We start from the raw sequence: 16,768 nt of genomic DNA, 5'->3' as shown, positions 1-16,768 counted from the left end.
AGAACAGGACAACACATTCAACCTGCCCTGTTTCTGTAAGAGTTCATCACCATGCCTTTATCTATCTCACTCAATCATCTGTCTTGCGCACGTCCTGACGGTACTGCACTTTTTTCTGATCTCAACCTTCAGTTTGCTCAACACCGCACTGGCCTGATTGGCCGCAACGGCACTGGCAAAACAACACTGCTGAACCTCATCAGCGGTGCGCTGACACCTGCTTCCGGCTCAGTTTCCGTGCAAGGGTCCATCGGCTTGCTAAAGCAGCAGCTGCAAAGCGGACCAGAAGAAACACTTGCAGACCTGTTTGGCATCACCGAAGCTCTGCGCGTCCTGCAAAAGGCTGAGGCAGGAACTGCCGGTATGGACGAGTTGGCTCACGCAGACTGGACGCTGGAAAGTCGCATGGAAGCGGCCCTTGCCCAGATGGGGCTGGAAATCTCCGCTGATCACCCACTCTCCGCTCTCTCCGGCGGGCAGATCACCCGTTGCAGGTTGGCGGCACTTCAGTTTCATGATGCTGATTTTCTGCTGCTGGATGAGCCCACCAACAATCTGGATGCAGATGGCCGGGAGGCCCTAGGCACCTTCCTCGCCAAGTGGCGCAAGGGTGCGATCATCGTCAGCCATGACCGTGCCTTGCTGGAGCAGATGGACTGCATCGTTGAGCTGACCACACTGGGAGCCTCAGTGTTTGGCGGCAACTACAGCTTCTACAAGGCGCAAAAAGCATTGGAACTGGCTGCTGCTGAACAAGATCTGGCATCTGCTGAAAAGCGCATTGGCGACCTTAACCGCAAGATCCAGAGTGTCACTGAGCGCAAAGCCCGCAAGGATGGTGCAGGCCACCGTGCGCGTGCCAAACGCGACCAGCCCAAAATCCTCCTCAACGCCATGCGCAACAAAGCTGAAAACAGCCTTGGAGAAAACGCCAATCTTGCATCTCGAATGCGCGAGGAGGCAGAGCAAAGTTCCAAAGCCGCCCGCGAGAAGATCGAGGTGCTGGAACAGCTGAGCATCAGCATCGCCTCCTCTGGCATTGCAAACGGCCAACGAGTGCTGGCAGCCAACGGACTGAGTGTTGGCTATGACAAAAATCAGCCCTTGCTCCGCAATTTTTCACTCGTGATAACAGGGCCAGAACGTATTGCCATCAAAGGCGCGAATGGGTCTGGCAAAACAACGCTGCTGAAGACGATAACGGGTAAGCTCCCGCCCCTGTCCGGCACTTGCCAGCTGCACCCCTCTGCCCGCGTGTTGGACCAAAGTGTCAGCCTGTTGAACCCAGACCTGTCGGTGCTGGAAAACTTCCGCCTGTTGAACCCGGAGCAGGATGAAAACACTTGCCGTGCTATCCTCGCCCGTTTTCTTTTCCGCGGAGATGCCTCCACACAGCAAGTCCAAACCCTCAGTGGTGGCATGATGTTGCGCGCTGGCCTAGCCTGCGTCCTCGGCGCAGCCCAGCCCCCCAAACTGCTCATCCTGGACGAACCCACCAACCACCTGGACCTTACTGCTATTGAGGCCATAGAATCCGCCCTCACCACCTACAACGGCGCCCTCCTCATAGTCAGCCACGACACGGCATTTCTGGAGAATGTTGGGGTGACGAGAGAGGTTGTGTTGGGGGAAACGGTGAGGGTGTGAAGGTGAAGCAAAAAGCGGAGGCTCATCACCTCCGCTCTCGAAACGCTTAGAACTTGTAACTCACTGAGCTTTTGAAGTTGATACCTTTCTCAGGCGCGGCTCCATCAGCAAAGTAAGGGCGGTAGTTCTTGTTGAACATATTCTCAATAGAAGCACGGGCCTCCAATCCCTCAAAACGCCCCTCTTTTGGAGTCCATGTCAGAAACACATCATGAACCGCATAGCCTTTGCTCGGACTATAAAGGCTGGTGTAGTTATCTGGCACCCGGTCCTGAGCATCAACAAAACGACCTTTCCAACCAAATGTGATATCCGCCTCTGGCACCTTGTAACCCAGGCTAACGATCAACTTTGTTGGTGCAACTTCAGACACATACTGGTCCGTCGTTGCATTGTCGTTTTTAAGTGTCCCATGATGCTTACCCTGCATTCTGGAATACGCAATGCTGCCAAAGAACTGCTCACTGTCATAATACAATTCAGCTTCAAAGCCCTGTGTATAGTAGCCAGCAAGATTGCCATATGTTGGCGCAGGAGCGTCATAGCTTCCCTTATTATCACTCAACAATCGATAGATGTTGTTGGAGACATCATTGCGGTAGATTGACATACGACCAGTGATCGTATCATTCTGCATCAGCACGTTCGTGTAGGTCGACGCGACTCCAATGCGCTTTGCAGAAACTCTCTCATTTTGTAACTGAGTGGCCGTCGCGCGAGTGCTACCTACGTCATAGAGTTCGTCAACCAGTGGGGCACGAAGCTTATAGGCGTAATCACCAAAGAGCTTAATGTTGGGTGTCAGAGAATAAACAGCACTAATGCTTGGAGAAAAGCCAAAGCGCTCTACGGTGCCGTAATCATGGTTTATCTCTGGATCGTTGTATTTAGATGCAAGGTTGGCTTCACCTTTGGTATGGATGTAGTCGTAACGCAGCCCCGGAGTAAGCTCCAAGCCACCGTACCCAATAGTGTATTCGCCCCAGGCTGACCAAATTGTCTGCGTTCCACTCGGAATGTTATAGGGCTGCAAGTATCCGTTATTGTAATCAGGGTCGCCGACATAGCTCTTCTTAAAAGCCATACTGTCACGAATTTCATGACGCATTTGCACGCCATATTTCAGCGTATTTTCAAATTCACCCCAATTAAAAGCAGAGGTGTTTTGGAGGTCCAGTTTGTAAATGGAATAGTCTAGCGTACTGTCATCACCACCAACATAAAGGTCTGCACTATAGTCAGGATTAGCGAGTGGAACCCGGCGCGTGTCATGCTGGGCTGTCTTGGAATAAGAAGCCTTGAATGCCAAATCAATAAGATCGCTGTCTGGGTTGTATTCATAAGTCCCACTCAACGAAGTGTCCTTCATTTCGCGATCAACAGCCTGTGTTTTCAGGTATTCATCTAAAGACCCGTACTTGCTTAATGACGTTTGCTTAGGCTTGATCAAACCACGTCTGGCAGCCCAGGGCTTGAAATCGTCACTGTAAGAGTACATTCCGCTAAACTCGAAAAAATGATCTTCACGCTCCAGGTTTGCTTTGAAGTGGCCTGTCAACATGCTACCCGCAGAAAGAGTCAGATCTTCGTCATTCCCTGCAACTGAGTAGTCATCATTGGTGCGGTGTGTTCCGGCAACCAACACTTCAAAGCCTTGCTCCTCCGAGCGGGCAAAGGTGGCAGCTGATTTTACGAGTTCATTGCCGTTGGAAGCAAAGCCGACTTTCGCAAAAGCGCCATACGACTGGCCATCACGCAACATGTCCGAAGCGCTCTTAGTTGTCATCTCAACAGAGCCTCCGAATGCACCATACTTTTCGGCGGAAAAAGTACCCTTGGTGATATCGATGACCTTAAGCAGTTCAGGGTCGATAAAGACCGATCCCTGCTGGTACTTCTCAAAGGACTTTTGAGCGCCATCAATGGTGATTTCAATATCTTCAGTGTCGCCAAAAGCCATCATGTTGATGGATTGCCCCAGAACGCGGCTGTTACCGATCAACTCAATACCAGGGAGGCTGGAGAGCAAGCCAGGAATCGTCGCAGACTGAGTGCGGTCAATCAGGTCACTTGTGATTTCGGACTGCGCAATAGTGTCTTTGTTGTCCGTAGACCCAGTCACCACGATTGGATCCAGCGCGTCTACGTCTTCGCTTTCTTTCGATTTATTGGATTGAGCTTGAGCAGATTGCACAGATAGCGAAAGGGCGCAGGCAACAAGCACAAAGGTGCTGCAAGCCTGCTCCGGCCTCGGAGAGAACTTCATTATTTTACCGATGTTTATAGAAAGAGGTATTGGCTTGCGGCTGCCCTCTACCTATAAAACATGAGTAATATAATCAAGTTTTATTTTTGGAGTTTTGGATAAATATTTCTCATCGGTCGCAATTAGCAGAAATCGATTCTCTGACTACTGGGTTGCCTAGTACTCTTACGAAATCTGAAACCGACCAACTACCCCTAAGTCAAAGGTGCGTCACCTTCAGCGCTCCGCCCCAGCGGCTGTTGAGGTAGTTGGCGACGAGGGAGCGGTGGCATTCGTGGGGGAGGTGTTCGGAGCAGAGGAGACAGGCGCCCTCGAACATATCTGCCTTGAACTTGCTCTCTACCTTGCGCTGGGAGAGCAGGCCCATGAAGCGGTCTTTGAAGATGGTCCAGTCGCCCTTCTCTTTCTTGAAGGCTTTGAACATATCCTGATCCGGTGCCAGCAATGGCTCGTGCTCATAGCCAATGCCGCCAATGGCTTCCAAAAAGAAGGCCAGATCATTAGACTTGGCAAAACCAGCCAGCTGAGAAGTGTTATTGAGGCGCACATCAATCACCTTCTTGACGCCCGCACTTTGCAAGCGGCCAAAGAAGTTCTCTGCTGTTGTTTTGGTGAAACCGATTGTTGTCAGGGTCATATCAATCACTTTATCTCTTAGCCAAGCAAGTCTGTTTTAGTTCATCTGCAACACGGGCGCCATGCTGGTGATCAAAAGCAGAACGGTGGAAGGATTTAACCGCCAAACAGCGCTTGTGCCTGAGACAGGATGAGGTCGCGGAACCATTTGTGGGCGGGAGAGGTTCGGTTGCGGATGTGCCAGATGGCGCTGATGCCAACGTCGACGACAGGGGCTGGGCACTTGCAGGAGGCGAGGCCGGACTTTATGCCACCGCAGATCAGTTTGCGGGGCATGGTCGCAATCAGGTCTGTGCCTGGCAATGTCGCAGCAAGGGCGTTGAAGCTGGGGGCGGAATAAACCGTCTGGCGTTTGTGGCCCAACTCAGCCAATGCGCGGTCAATGAACGTCACTTCATCAGCAGTTACCAGCATGTTGGCATGCGGTGCGGCGACATATTTTTCCAGCGTGTCCGGAGCATCTCGTGTTTTAGGATCGTAGAACACCACAAACTCATCATCAAACAGCGTTTGCGCAACAAACTCATGGGAGTCTGGTGGTTGCAGGGGGGTGAACAGCAGGTCGGCATCGCCATCCACCAGTGAAGCGACCTCGTGACGATGAGACAGGCGACAACGGAGAGTTACGCCAGGAGCCTCCTGCCGTAAGCGCTTGATTACTGAGGGGATCAGCAGGTTATGATCTTCATCACGGCAGTCAATCACAAAGCGGTTGGTTGCGGTGGACGGATCAAACTTTGACGGTTCACCGATCAACGCCAGCGTTTGCAGCAGCTCTTCCACCATGGGCATCAGAGCATCCATACGCTCTGTCGGCACCACATTGCGGCCTGCTTTGACGAACAGCGGATCTCCCAAAAGACCCCGCACCCGCTCCAATCCATGGCTGACGGTGGACTGGTTTACGCCCATCATCTGCGCAGCCTGCGTCACTGATCCGCTTTCATGGATCAGCTTCAACATCATCAGGGCGCGGCCATCAAGACCTAAATAATTCATTTTCTGCATAGTTCTTATTGAATTAATGCATTTGTATTCATTAAGCCAGCCCCTCATGTATCGGCAGAACGCACACTCTCAATTTCAAAGGAACAAAATATGCAGGATAAGAGAGTTTCTGTCGCTGTTGCCTACCACTCTGGTTTTGGTCACACCGAAACGCTGGCGAAGTCTGTCGTCAATGGCATCAATTCAATTGAAAACGCAGATGGTGTGCTGGTCGATGTCACTGGTTTAAACGGCGACTTTGCCATTTTGAACAACGCTGATGCCATCATTTTCGGTTCACCAACCTATCTGGGCTCTGTCAGCGGTCCCTTTAAGATGTTCATGGATGAAACCTCCAAGGTCTGGTTTGACCGTGGTTGGCAAAATAAGCTGGCGGCTGGCTTCACGGTATCGGCTTCACAGTCTGGCGATAAGATGACTACTCTCGTGCAGATGTCTGTCTTTGCAGCTCAGCAGGGTATGATTTGGGTTGGCGCCAACGATATGGCAGGTAATAACTCCAGTGCTGGCTCCGTTGAAGACATCAACCGCCTCGGTTCTTATCTGGGCATGATGGCACAAGCTAACGTGGATGAAGGGCCAGATGTGGCGCCACCAAATGCAGATCATCGCACGGCAGAATCCTTTGGCAAGCGCATTGCGGAAGCATCCCTGCGCTGGGGCAAGGCTCCGGCCACTCAACCACAAGAGCTGGAAGCAACGGCTTAAGGCTTTACTGACAACGTAAAAGTCGACCCTACAAAAACGCCAAGCAGCATAAACTGTTGTCTCAACGACTTTTGCAAAACTGGCCCCTCTTTGCCGAGGGGCCTTTTTCGTCAGGCGGCCTGAAAGTCGTGCAGGATGACATTGAAACCTTCATCAACGGTTGGCGCCTGAAAGTATTTGGTGAACTGCTCAAACTGAGCTTCACTGACCGTAAACTGATGCTCGCCTGCCTCATTGCGCACCCAAAGGCGTTCCTTGCACACCTCATCAGGCACGGAGAGGTAATGCAGCTCGTGGGCGACATTAGCAGCCTCAAACAAGCTCTTCATCCACTTGCGATCCCGCACCGTGTTGGCCTGAAAGTCCAACGCAACAGAAACACCATGCTGCAGCAGGCCCACAATGTGCGGGCCAAGCGCTTTTTTCACGCGGGCAGAATACTTCACGTAATCCTCCAGCGTATTCAACTCATCGGGAAAGAGCGTCGCGTTCCAATGATCTTCGCTGATCAGCACCGCATGATGATCATTCACCAGATGCGTGAGAAGAGTGGATTTGCCGGAAGCAATCTTTCCGCATACCAGAAGCAGTTTTGTTTCCTGAGCAGTCATAATTACCTCCATAAAAATCTATTCCAAAATTATAGATCTATCATACTCATATTCACTTCAGGTTGCACAATGTGACATAGCACCCCGAATCCATAAAAATCTTAGGCATTTCTGCCATTTATGCGAAGCCTTTACATGCATCACATCTCGCAAAATAAGTACTTACACCTATTTATGAGTGAGTAAATTTCCGTCAAAATGCCCGCCGCTGGCAAGTGAAGCATAAGGTGATAGCCCCCAATGCCAGCGGATACGGCTATCTTCCTTTGTCGAGGTACAAAAAACAATGGACGACGCTTCTGGTTGTCGACCGATCACCGGTGAGGTTCTGATCAGGGAGCCTTACCAATGATAGAGCTTCTCCTTGAGCCACAGGTTTGGCTAATCTTTCTTACCCTGTTTGGACTAGAGCTGATTTTGGGCGTTGATAACGTCGTGTTCATTTCGGTTCTGTGTGAGCGCCTTCCTGCACACCAACGCGCGATTGCCCGAAACCTTGGTATCGGACTGGCCGTGCTTGCCCGTGTGGGGCTTGTGTTCTCCATCAGCTGGGTGATGTCCCTCACCTACTCGCTGTTTCAGGTCAGCACCGTTGATATCAGCGGTCGTGACCTGATCCTTATTGGCGGCGGCGCATTCCTGCTGGCCAAGAGCGTGGCGGAGTTGAAACACCTGTTGGTGGCGAGTGATACTGAGCACGCACCTCACCTGGCAAACGGCATGACAGTCGTGCTGCTGCAAATCGTGGCGATGGACGCCGTGTTCTCCATGGACTCGGTGATCACCGCTGTTGGTTTGACGGATGATTTGCCAATCATGGTCGCCGCAATTCTGGCATCTGCCGTTGTCATGGTGCTGACAGCTGGTGCAATCAACCAGCTCGTCACAAAGCACCCGGGCCTAAAAGCGCTGGCCCTGCTGTTCCTTATTTTGCTCGGTGGTCTTCTCATGGCTGAGGGCTTCGAGATCCACATCAACAAGGGCTATGTCTACTTTGCGATGGCCTTTGGTTTGCTGTTGGAGATCGTTCACATTCAGCTGAGCAAGAAGATAAAGGCTGTTCAGAAACACCGGAAGTCCAACATCCGGTATCTGACCAAGCCTTCACGGCCAGGCCGCGTGGAAAACAGGCAAGCAACCCGCTTCGGCAGTTTAGCGAACCTATAGGGTTTGATCAGCATTTCTGCATAGGCAGAGCAGGTGGAGACCGATACAGAGGGGATTAGCTGCTCTAATCTCTACAAGAATCGGATCTCTATCTGTGCTGGAACTACTCGCGATTTGCTTTATCGGTCTGCTGGGCGGTGTCGCCGTTGGCCTGCAAGCGCCTATGGGCGGTATTATGGGCCAACGCGTTGGCGGAGCTGCCGCCAGTGTCATCATTCATGCAGGCGGCCTGATTGCATCGCTTGCCCTGCTGTTTGCGCGCAAGGGTGAGCAGATCAGTGAGTGGCGCACCATTCCGTGGTACATGCTGGCCAGCGGTGTCTTTGGCCTCATCCTCTATCTCACCATCACACAAACCCTGCCAAAGTTGGGCGCAACCTCTGCTGTGCTGCTCATCATCGTCGGGCAGTTAATGGCTGGCATGGTCATCGACCACTTCGGCCTCTTCAATCTGCCCATTCGCTCCATAGACCTCAGCCGCGCCCTCGCCGCCATGCTGCTGATCTCCGGCGCTTATTTGATGGTGCGGTAAGTCTCAGGAGCCTCAGAAATGCAGAAGGTCATTGTCACAGGAAGTTCCGGTCGCATTGGCAGCGAGATCGTCTTAGCTCTCAAGCCAACTTACGATGTCGTCGGTATAGACCGCCTCGCTGCATCAACAACAACACACATTGCTGACATTTCTGATGCAGACACTCTGCAGCGCCTCTGTCAGGGAGCAGTCGCGGTGGTCCACTCAGCAGCCTTGCATGCCCCACATGTAGGCGTGTTCTCGGAGGATGAATTTCACCGGATCAATTTAAAGGGTACAGTTGCGCTGGCTCGCATGGCGCGTGCGGAAGGTGTTCAGCGTTTCATTTTCACCAGCACCACAGCTCTTTACGGACAGGCCAACACGCTTGCAGACAAAGCAGCCTGGATCACAGAGCAGGTGGAACCACAGCCACGCACGATCTATCACCGCACCAAATTAGAAGCCGAAAACCATTTGGCACTACTGGCAAGCGGTAGGTTCAAGGTGAGAGCCCTGCGCATGTCACGATGCTTTCCAGAGGACCCCGTCCTGATGGCAGCTTATCGGCTTCACAGAGGTATCGATAAACGCGACGTTGCCACAGCGCACGTGGCTGCACTCACTGATGACGGCAACGATTTTGGCCGCGTCATCATCTCCGGCCAAACACCCTTCCTGCCCGAAGACGCAGAGGAGCTCAAAACAGATGCACCTGCCGTTATCGCCCGGAGATCCCCCGCGATTGTAAAACTATTTCAATCGCAAGGCTGGACATTGCCAAGGTCAATCGACCGCGTTTACGACCCCAGTTATGCGAAACAAGAGCTGAATTGGGAGAGCAAGCACGACAGCTTTGATTTCACAGCCATGCATAACGCTCTCTGATAAGTTGGTTCTTATTCCAGCACCTGCTCTGACCCGTTGGAAAGGTGATAGATGCAGCCTTGTTTGCGGGGGAGTTGCAGGAGTTCCAGTGTGTTGAGGCCCATGTAGAGTCCGCGCAGGATGATGGAGGTGATGCCGTGTGTGACAACAACGGCAGGCTCGGTCAGCTCCTCCAGAAAGTGCTGAACGCGGCCTGAGATCGCCTCAAAGGTTTCACCCTGCGGGCTCTGAAAATGCCAGAGGCCGCTTTCGTAGTCATCTCCGACCAGATTTTTTACTTCGTCCTTGGTTAGCCCTTCCCAGGCGCCAAAGTAGATCTCCTTCAGCCGGTCATCCAGCTTCTGCTCAATCTCTGGCCCCAGTGCCAACTGCGCCGTGTGCACTGTGCGGGGTTGCGGGCTGACGAACGCAGTAGACGGCAGGGCTTCAACACCTGAGAGCAGCTTGTTTTGCAGCAGAGCTTGCTCTTTGCCCTTCTCCGTGAGTGGAGAATTCTGGTGCCCCTGAAATCTGCCCGCTACGTTCCATTCTGTTTGACCATGCCGAAGCACGAAAATTTCCGGGTATCTCGCCAAAAGACCATCCAACTCAAATCATATAAATCGAAGCTACGGATATTGGCGGGAACCTGAAGGCGTGTCCAGAGCGTTTTGAGCGGGCTCAAGCCTTACGCAAGGCTAACTGTTAGGCTGAGCATATTCAGCTCTAGCTCACTGAAACTTCGTTTGATTTTGATTAAAAGCTGATATAGCACCTGTAAGTGTGCGTCCTACCCGCATGACGAGTGATACGAACAAGCGTGTAAGCAAAAATGACAAGTGACAGTGCAGCTCATATCGGCTCAATAGAAGCAGTCGCCACCACCGTAGCAATCATCGGCGGCAAGTGGAAACCGATCCTGCTCTACCATCTCGTAACCGGTTCCAAGCGTTTTTCCGAGTTGAAGAAGCTCATGCCCGGCGCCTCCGACAGGATGCTCACCCGTTCTCTACGAGAACTGGAAGAGCACTTCATCGTCCGCCGTGAGGTGTTTGCTGAAGTGCCCGTGCGCGTGGAATATTCGCTGACCAAAGACGGCCTTTCGCTTATTCCGGTTCTCAATGCCCTGAGCGATTGGGGGCAGGCCCGCAATGGCGTGGATGATGAGAGTGCCGAACCATCCTCCATCTTTGACGCATTGCTTCCAACATTTTCAGGGTAACCTTATGAAGATTGCTTTTCTGGACCGCAGCACTATTGGACCGAGCGTCCACATCTCCAAACCAACCTTTCCGCATGACTGGGTGGAACATGACAACACCTCTCCTGAGGAAGTGCTGGAGAAGCTGCACGGGGTTCAGATCTGCATCACCAACAAGGTGCCTCTTTCCGCCGATGTGCTGAAGCAGCTGCCAGACCTGAAGCTGATCTGCATTGCAGCAACAGGCTACGACAAGGTGGACATCGCGACCTGTGACGAGCTGGGCATCGTGGTGTCCAATGTGCACGGTTACGCGGTCAATACCGTTCCGGAACATGCCTTCGCTCTCATCTTCGCTCTGCGTCGTTCGCTGGTGGGATACCGCGAGGACGTGGTCAATGGCGAATGGCAGAAGTCAGGCAAATTCTGCTTCTTCAACCACCCGATCAAAGATCTGTCCGGCTCGCGCCTGGGCATCATTGGCTCAGGTACATTGGGCAAGGGCACCGCGCGGATCGGCGAAGCTCTGGGTATGGACGTTGTATTTGCCGAGCGCAAGGGAGCAACAGATGTCCGCTCTGGCTACACCGCCTGGCAAGAGGTGATTACGACCAGTGATGTCATCTCCCTGCACACGCCGCTAACTCCAGAAACACGCGGTATCATCTCCACGCCTGAGTTTGACGCGATGCATCAAAAGCCAATCCTCATCAACACGTCTCGTGGTGGATTGGTGGATGAAGCTGCACTCGTGGAGGCGCTCAACAACGACCAGATCGCAGCAGCGGGATTTGACGTGCTCACCACAGAACCACCGCAGGAGGATAATCCCCTTCTCAGCATTCTGGAGCGCTCGAACGTGATCGTAACCCCGCATGTGGCCTGGGCATCAGAAGAAGCCATGCAGACCCTTTGGGACCAGCTGATCTCTCACATGGAAAGCTTCCAGAAGGGCACACCAACCAACGCCGTTGGTCGTTCAGGCAGTTAAAGCCTCTTAGCTGGCAGCCATGACGATGCCTACCCCACCGAGGGCAACAAGCACGCACCCTGCCAGCTCAATCGGCGTAATCTTCTCGCGGAAGAACATCCATGATGCAGCCAGCGTAAACACCAGCTCAATCTGAGCCAGTGCACGCACATACGCCACTTGCTGCAATGTCATTGCTGTAAACCAACCGATGGACCCGGCAATACCCGCAAGCCCAACCAGACCGGACAAGCGCCAGTTCCGGATCGCTGCGCGTAACTCTGCAGGACACGTCACAGTCATCCAACTGCCCATGACAACGGTCTGAAAGGCCGTCACACACACCAGCGTAAACGCCGCCTGCAGCAAGAAAGAGTCAGCCTCAACGGAAAGCGAAGCTGTGCGGTAGAACGCGGCGGATGCCCCAAAGAACGCTGCCGATGCCAGACCAATCAATGCTGGTTTCCCAACCAGAGTGGACAGCACCATAGCCCCTGTTGGACGTTGCTTCCCAAAGCTGATGAACAACACCCCGATGATCCCTAGCGCAATCGCGCCCATGCCTAGCGGTGTCAGTTGCTCTCCCAGCAAGATAAAGCCAAAGAGTGCCGCCTGAACCGGCTCAGTTTTGGAATAGGCCGTACCGACAGCAAAATTGCGGTAAGAGAACAGGTGTACGAGCAGGAAGGTGGCAATTATCTGCGCCAAACCGCCAAACGCAGCAGCCCAGTAGAATGTTGTCCCCACATCGGGAACGGATTCTCCTGTTAGCTTGAGGATCACAGCAAGGTAAAACACCGCAATAGGGAAGCCAAAGCCGAAACGAATAAACGTGGCTCCTGTGGTTCCAATTTTGCCTTTTAGGTGCTTTTGCAGTGCCGACCGCAGGTTCTGGCTAAACGCCGCTGCAATGGTGATTGGAATCCAGAGTTCCATTTTGATTTATCCTCAATCCAACACATCCAGCATACGGACAAAGCCCTATATGCTCCATAGGTTTCTTGAGGCTGAACAGTCTGCGAACTCACCAACTCTTGAGAAATATAGAACAGTTATTCGAGTGATAATAGCGGCGTGATACCTGCCCAATTAAATAAAGATAGTTTTTTCTTTCTAAATATGCTCCATTGAACTGCAAGGGGGAAACGGGATGAAACTGTCTGTTTTGGTGTTCGCAAATTTTATTGCATCCATTGCCATGGGGATCGCGCTGACCATCGTCCCCTGGGAACTGTCAAGGTCTCTTGGCGGTGAGAAAGTCCTTGCCTTTACAGCAACCTATGCCACTGCTTTGCTGATCTTTCTCGCACCAGTCTCCGGCAGAGTGGTGGACAGGTTCTCACGTCGCTCAACCCTGATGATTTGCATCGCGATAATGGCAGGTGTCTTACAGATTGCATCCGTCGCCTATGGCAACTCATTTCTTAAAATCGCCAGTTTAAGCACGTTCTACTTCGCCTCACAGGTCTTCTTTCTGTTCTTCTACAACGCCCTGACAGCGTTCATTCAGGAAGTGTTTGCGGAAGGTGAGCGCGGAAAAGTCAATGGCTGGATGCAGGTGGAAATGCAGGCCTCCACCTTTGTGGTGGGTCTGTTGATGATCTACGCTGTGAACAGCAACGACTTCCAGTTCCTGTTGCAGTTGAACAGCGGCCTGATGCTGCTTTCCGCCCTACTGTTTTGCTTCATTCCTTACACACAGCAAGCAAGACCGGCCCGTGCACGCGTTTCCCGCACCGTCTTCCGCAGTATCTTCAAACGGAAGGATTTGGTACTGCTGGGAGTTTGCGCCAACATTACATTCGTGGCTGTTATGATGCTCAACCTAGTGCATCCCATCTATTTGAGCGGTGTACTCAAACTGGATGTATCCGCCCTTGCAAAACTCTCTATTTCCTATGGCTTAGGAGCAGCCCTCTCCGGCTTTCTCATCAGCCGGTTCGTTTCAACAGGGTCCGCCATAAGGATAATGCGCATTTGCCTAACGGTCTTCAGTCTTGCGCTGCTCACAATCAGCCTGTTCCCAACTCTTCCAACCATTGTAATTGGCATGGGAATACTTGGTGCTATGGGGTCAGCCAATCGCGTCGCTTTCAACACATATGTTATGAGCAAGGTTGAAAAGGATATTTTTGGCAGCTACCTCTCTGTCATCAGCTCCCTGACCTACGTCCAGCGAACCCTCTTCGGTTTCCTGCTCTCCCTGCTCATCGTGGGGTTTCCGGCCTCAAACTACTATTGGTTCGTCTTCGCCATCAGTTGCTTCGGGCTTCTCTTGCTGCAAATACATGCTGTACTTGCTTCTACGCAAAAGCTGGAGCTCAGCGAAACTATTGAAGTCAATTGAGGTCGTTTCTGTAGGACCTCAATCACCCCCTCCAACTAAAACTATTCGCCTCTTGGGAAGCGCTGGCTTTCTTCTAAAATGTTCAAATCCATGTGGTTGCGCATGTAGCGTTCGGAGGCTTTTTGCAGGGGCTGGTAATCCCAAGGGTAATGTCCGCCCTGACGAAGCGCTTCATAAACGACCCATCGACGCGCCTGACTGGCACGAACATCTGCATCAAAACGGTCCAGATCCCAGCGTGCGGCGGCTTTTGTGCGGAACTCGTCTGCGACACTTTGATGTTCAGGGTCTTGAGCCAGATTGTGAAGTTCATGGGGGTCTGCTTCCAGATCAAACAACTGATCTTCATCCAGCAGGCATTTGTTGAACTTCCAACGGCCCTCGCGCAGTGACACCATGGGTGCATAAGACGCTTCTGCCGCATATTCCATCGCAACAGGAGATGTGCGCGTTTCACCCTGCCCCAAGCCAACCAGCGTTTCTCCGGTGGTCCACGGCATCACCTCTGCCATGCTGATGCCCGCCAAGTCACACAACGTCGGGCACACATCAATGTTGCTTACGGGTGTCGTCACCAAACCGGGTTCCATCTGTGGAGCAGAAACCATCAAGGGCACGCGTGCGGAGCCTTCAAAGAACGACATTTTGAACCACAAACCGCGCTCACCCAGCATATCGCCATGGTCTGAGACAAACAGGATGATCGCTTCTTGCCGCGTGCTCTCCAGCGCAGTCATCACCTCACCGATTTTATCGTCGATATACGAGATATTCGCAAAATAAGCGCGGCGGGACCGGCGGATGTCTTCCTCTTTGATATCAAAGGAACGCCAGTCATTGGCATCAAAGATACGCTTTGAATGCGCATCGTGCTCCTCGTAAGGCATTGCAGGAACCTCTGGCAGAAGATGCTCACAATCCTCATAGAGATCCCAATATTTCTTCCGTGCCACATAAGGGTCATGCGGATGAGTGAATGATACCGTCAGGCACCATGGCCGCTCATCATTGCCCCGCGCCAGATCATAAACCTTACGCGTGGCGTTGTAGGCGACCTCATCATCATATTCCAGCTGATTGGTGATCTCGGCGGTGCCAGATCCGGTTACAGACCCCATGTTGTGATACCACCAGTCAATCCGCTCACCGGGCTTGCGGTAGTCAGGCGTCCAACCAAAGTCAGGCGGATAAACATCTGTGGTCAACCGCTCTTCAAATCCATGAAGCTGATCGGGGCCAACAAAATGCATCTTACCCGATAAACAGGTCTGATACCCTGCCCTGCGCAGGTGATGCGCATACGTCGGCAAGGAGGATGCAAACTCTGCCGCATTATCATAAACACCAGTCGCACTTGGCAACTGACCTGACATAAACGAAGCCCGTCCCGGCGCACAAAGTGGAGAAGCCGTATAGGCATTCTTAAAACGGGTCGAACGCTCCGCCAGCTTCTTAAGGTTCGGCGCATGCAGCCAATCAGCCGGACCATCAGGAAACAGAGTTCCGTTCAACTGATCGACCATAAATATCAGAATGTTTGGTTTGCTCATTGGGTACCGGCTGAAATCTGGTGAGAAGGAGTGACCTCCACGCTCAATCACCTACGCTCTGGCATCATCGCCAAGCGCAAGAACTGAAACGCGAGTCAGTAATACCCCCTATGCATACAACGTCAGTCAGGCGATGAATAGAGACCCTAAGCGAAGGTTATCTCGAGATAAACTCGGGTATGACAACATCTGTCAGCCATACCCCGTTGTCGGATTGATAGAACTGCACACCGCTATGATGCATTCGTTCTGAATCGATCAGAAGCACAATGGGCTTGCCATGGCGTTGACCAACTTTGATCGCTGTCGCTCTGTCTTGGGAAAGGTGAACGTGATGACGCGATTGGGCCTTCAGGCCTTGCTTCATAATTGAGTCCCAGTTTTGCTCAGCTGTACCATGATAAAGGACGCCTGGCGGCGTCACGGGGATAAGTTTCAGATCCACTTTGACGGAATGTACCTGATTTGCGCGGATGTGAATTTTATCATCTGACAGCTTAAAACGTTGCTTGTCGCTTTCAATCACCACTTGCTCAATCATTTCAAATGTCAGCTCGACCTGAGGTTTTGCACGTTCGATCAACTCGTTGATGTTTGCCCAACCTTCCGGGTCAAGCTGCAAACCGATTTCCTCTGGCTTATGTCGAAGGATGAAACTTAGGTACTTGCTGGCCGCAACGGCATCGGTATTGTTTATTTTGGGCATGAAGCTTCTAACTTTTTCTTGGCAATAAATACGAGAATCATTGATAAGCTATCGTGGTAGCATGGGTTTTCCAAGGCACTCAACTTTCCTGTCTTTTTCTCTGCCAAGGTCCATGGTATTGCCATAGTCCTCTGACTATTCAGCGTATTCCATGTTTGAGAGTTGACCGACAGCTGCATGCCGTTTCGTGTTGTGACATTGCTGAGATCTGCCCTGCTCACGTGCATCACTCTGATGCTCGTGTTTTCTGTCATGGGCCGGTCAACGCCTTCGCATGATCTGGGTGCTCTGGCGCAAACTACCTATCAGCAGCATGTGGTTACGGACACGCATGATCAGGAAGCAGGCCACAGCCACGACGTGCTTGAAGATGACCTGCAAATCTCCGGACATCTGCACGGACATAATTCTGCTGATCACTCTCATGAAGCACCGGCTGAAGCACGTTTCACGCGTCCTGTGATTTCTGCTGAGGTTGGCAAGCATGTAGCGCAGCCCGTCAAAAGCTTGCGATATGACCTCGCTTCAAGGCTGGAGCGCCCTCCCCGACCATTCCTTCTGTAGCACCAATCC

General features: G+C 52.2%; 17 protein-coding genes. 9 read left to right on the top strand and 8 right to left on the bottom strand.

Annotated elements, in window-relative coordinates:
* Positions 1-51: 51 nt before the first annotated feature.
* Positions 52-1,647, top strand: coding sequence for an ABC-F family ATP-binding cassette domain-containing protein (locus tag PsW64_RS19745; RefSeq protein WP_063304673.1), 1,596 nt, complete (start codon positions 52-54; stop codon positions 1,645-1,647).
* 46 nt (positions 1,648-1,693) lie between these two features.
* On the opposite strand, the gene PsW64_RS19740 is transcribed toward PsW64_RS19745, so the two are convergent.
* The 3 genes from PsW64_RS19740 to PsW64_RS19730 form a co-directional block, all read right to left on the bottom strand.
* Positions 1,694-3,913 carry a TonB-dependent receptor domain-containing protein gene (locus tag PsW64_RS19740; RefSeq protein ID WP_063304672.1) on the bottom strand — a complete coding sequence of 740 codons (2,220 nt, stop codon included), beginning with the start codon at positions 3,911-3,913 and terminating at the stop codon, positions 1,694-1,696.
* A 199-nt stretch (positions 3,914-4,112) separates the two neighbouring features.
* Positions 4,113-4,550 (bottom strand): DUF488 domain-containing protein, encoded by a 438-nt coding sequence (locus PsW64_RS19735; protein ID WP_063304995.1) that lies wholly within the window; start codon positions 4,548-4,550, stop codon positions 4,113-4,115.
* 95 nt (positions 4,551-4,645) lie between these two features.
* On the bottom strand, positions 4,646-5,548 hold the full coding sequence (locus PsW64_RS19730; protein ID WP_208980893.1) for a LysR family transcriptional regulator: 903 nt from the start codon (positions 5,546-5,548) through the stop codon (positions 4,646-4,648).
* 99 nt (positions 5,549-5,647) lie between these two features.
* On the opposite strand from PsW64_RS19730, the gene PsW64_RS19725 reads away from it, so the two are divergent.
* Entirely contained in the window at positions 5,648-6,265 is a 618-nt protein-coding gene (locus tag PsW64_RS19725) for a flavodoxin family protein (protein ID WP_063287900.1), read from the top strand.
* Between the two features lie 110 nt (positions 6,266-6,375).
* Here the strand turns inward: PsW64_RS19725 and PsW64_RS19720 are convergent, their stop codons facing one another.
* A complete protein-coding gene (locus PsW64_RS19720) occupies positions 6,376-6,876 on the bottom strand; it encodes an AAA family ATPase (RefSeq protein ID WP_057462069.1) in 501 nt (166 codons plus the stop codon).
* Positions 6,877-7,224: 348 nt separating this feature from the next.
* Here PsW64_RS19720 and PsW64_RS19715 point away from each other — a divergent pair, with 348 nt between their 5' ends.
* From PsW64_RS19715 to PsW64_RS19705, 3 genes are all read left to right on the top strand, one after another.
* Complete coding sequence (locus PsW64_RS19715) at positions 7,225-8,043, top strand: TerC family protein (RefSeq protein ID WP_063304670.1); 819 nt, start codon at positions 7,225-7,227, stop codon at positions 8,041-8,043.
* 94 nt (positions 8,044-8,137) lie between these two features.
* Positions 8,138-8,575, top strand: coding sequence for a DMT family transporter (locus PsW64_RS19710; protein ID WP_082596634.1), 438 nt, complete (start codon positions 8,138-8,140; stop codon positions 8,573-8,575).
* Positions 8,576-8,593: 18 nt separating this feature from the next.
* Positions 8,594-9,442, top strand: coding sequence for an NAD-dependent epimerase/dehydratase family protein (locus PsW64_RS19705; RefSeq protein ID WP_063304669.1), 849 nt, complete (start codon positions 8,594-8,596; stop codon positions 9,440-9,442).
* A gap of 11 nt (positions 9,443-9,453) precedes the next feature.
* Here the strand turns inward: PsW64_RS19705 and PsW64_RS19700 are convergent, their stop codons facing one another.
* Positions 9,454-9,993 carry a histidine phosphatase family protein gene (locus tag PsW64_RS19700; RefSeq protein ID WP_208980892.1) on the bottom strand — a complete coding sequence of 180 codons (540 nt, stop codon included), beginning with the start codon at positions 9,991-9,993 and terminating at the stop codon, positions 9,454-9,456.
* 260 nt (positions 9,994-10,253) lie between these two features.
* Between PsW64_RS19700 and PsW64_RS19695 the strand changes: the two genes are divergently transcribed.
* Positions 10,254-10,643: a winged helix-turn-helix transcriptional regulator gene (locus PsW64_RS19695; protein WP_057462073.1), complete on the top strand. Its 390-nt coding sequence runs from the start codon at positions 10,254-10,256 to the stop codon at positions 10,641-10,643.
* 4 nt (positions 10,644-10,647) lie between these two features.
* A complete protein-coding gene (locus PsW64_RS19690) occupies positions 10,648-11,613 on the top strand; it encodes a D-2-hydroxyacid dehydrogenase (RefSeq protein ID WP_063304667.1) in 966 nt (321 codons plus the stop codon).
* 6 nt (positions 11,614-11,619) lie between these two features.
* On the opposite strand, the gene PsW64_RS19685 is transcribed toward PsW64_RS19690, so the two are convergent.
* On the bottom strand, positions 11,620-12,528 hold the full coding sequence (locus PsW64_RS19685) for a DMT family transporter (protein ID WP_057462075.1): 909 nt from the start codon (positions 12,526-12,528) through the stop codon (positions 11,620-11,622).
* A 214-nt stretch (positions 12,529-12,742) separates the two neighbouring features.
* Between PsW64_RS19685 and PsW64_RS19680 the strand changes: the two genes are divergently transcribed.
* Positions 12,743-13,939 (top strand): MFS transporter, encoded by a 1,197-nt coding sequence (locus tag PsW64_RS19680; RefSeq protein WP_063304666.1) that lies wholly within the window; start codon positions 12,743-12,745, stop codon positions 13,937-13,939.
* A gap of 41 nt (positions 13,940-13,980) precedes the next feature.
* Here PsW64_RS19680 and betC read toward each other — a convergent pair whose 3' ends face one another.
* Positions 13,981-15,489, bottom strand: a complete 1,509-nt coding sequence (gene betC / locus PsW64_RS19675) for a choline-sulfatase (RefSeq protein WP_063287893.1) — start codon at positions 15,487-15,489, stop codon at positions 13,981-13,983.
* A gap of 157 nt (positions 15,490-15,646) precedes the next feature.
* Complete coding sequence (locus PsW64_RS19670; protein WP_063304665.1) at positions 15,647-16,195, bottom strand: RNA 2'-phosphotransferase; 549 nt, start codon at positions 16,193-16,195, stop codon at positions 15,647-15,649.
* Positions 16,196-16,372: 177 nt separating this feature from the next.
* Between PsW64_RS19670 and PsW64_RS19660 the strand changes: the two genes are divergently transcribed.
* The gene (locus PsW64_RS19660) at positions 16,373-16,759 is read left to right on the top strand and encodes a hypothetical protein (protein WP_208980891.1); all 387 of its coding nucleotides are present in this window, start codon (positions 16,373-16,375) and stop codon (positions 16,757-16,759) included.
* The last annotated feature ends 9 nt before the right edge of the window (positions 16,760-16,768 follow it).

The sequence above is a fragment of the Pseudovibrio sp. W64 genome (genome assembly GCF_001623145.1).
Classification (GTDB): Bacteria; Pseudomonadota; Alphaproteobacteria; order Rhizobiales; family Stappiaceae; genus Pseudovibrio.
The sequence above is the reverse complement of the archived record's forward strand: the minus strand, read 5'-3'. Positions and strand labels throughout refer to the sequence as shown.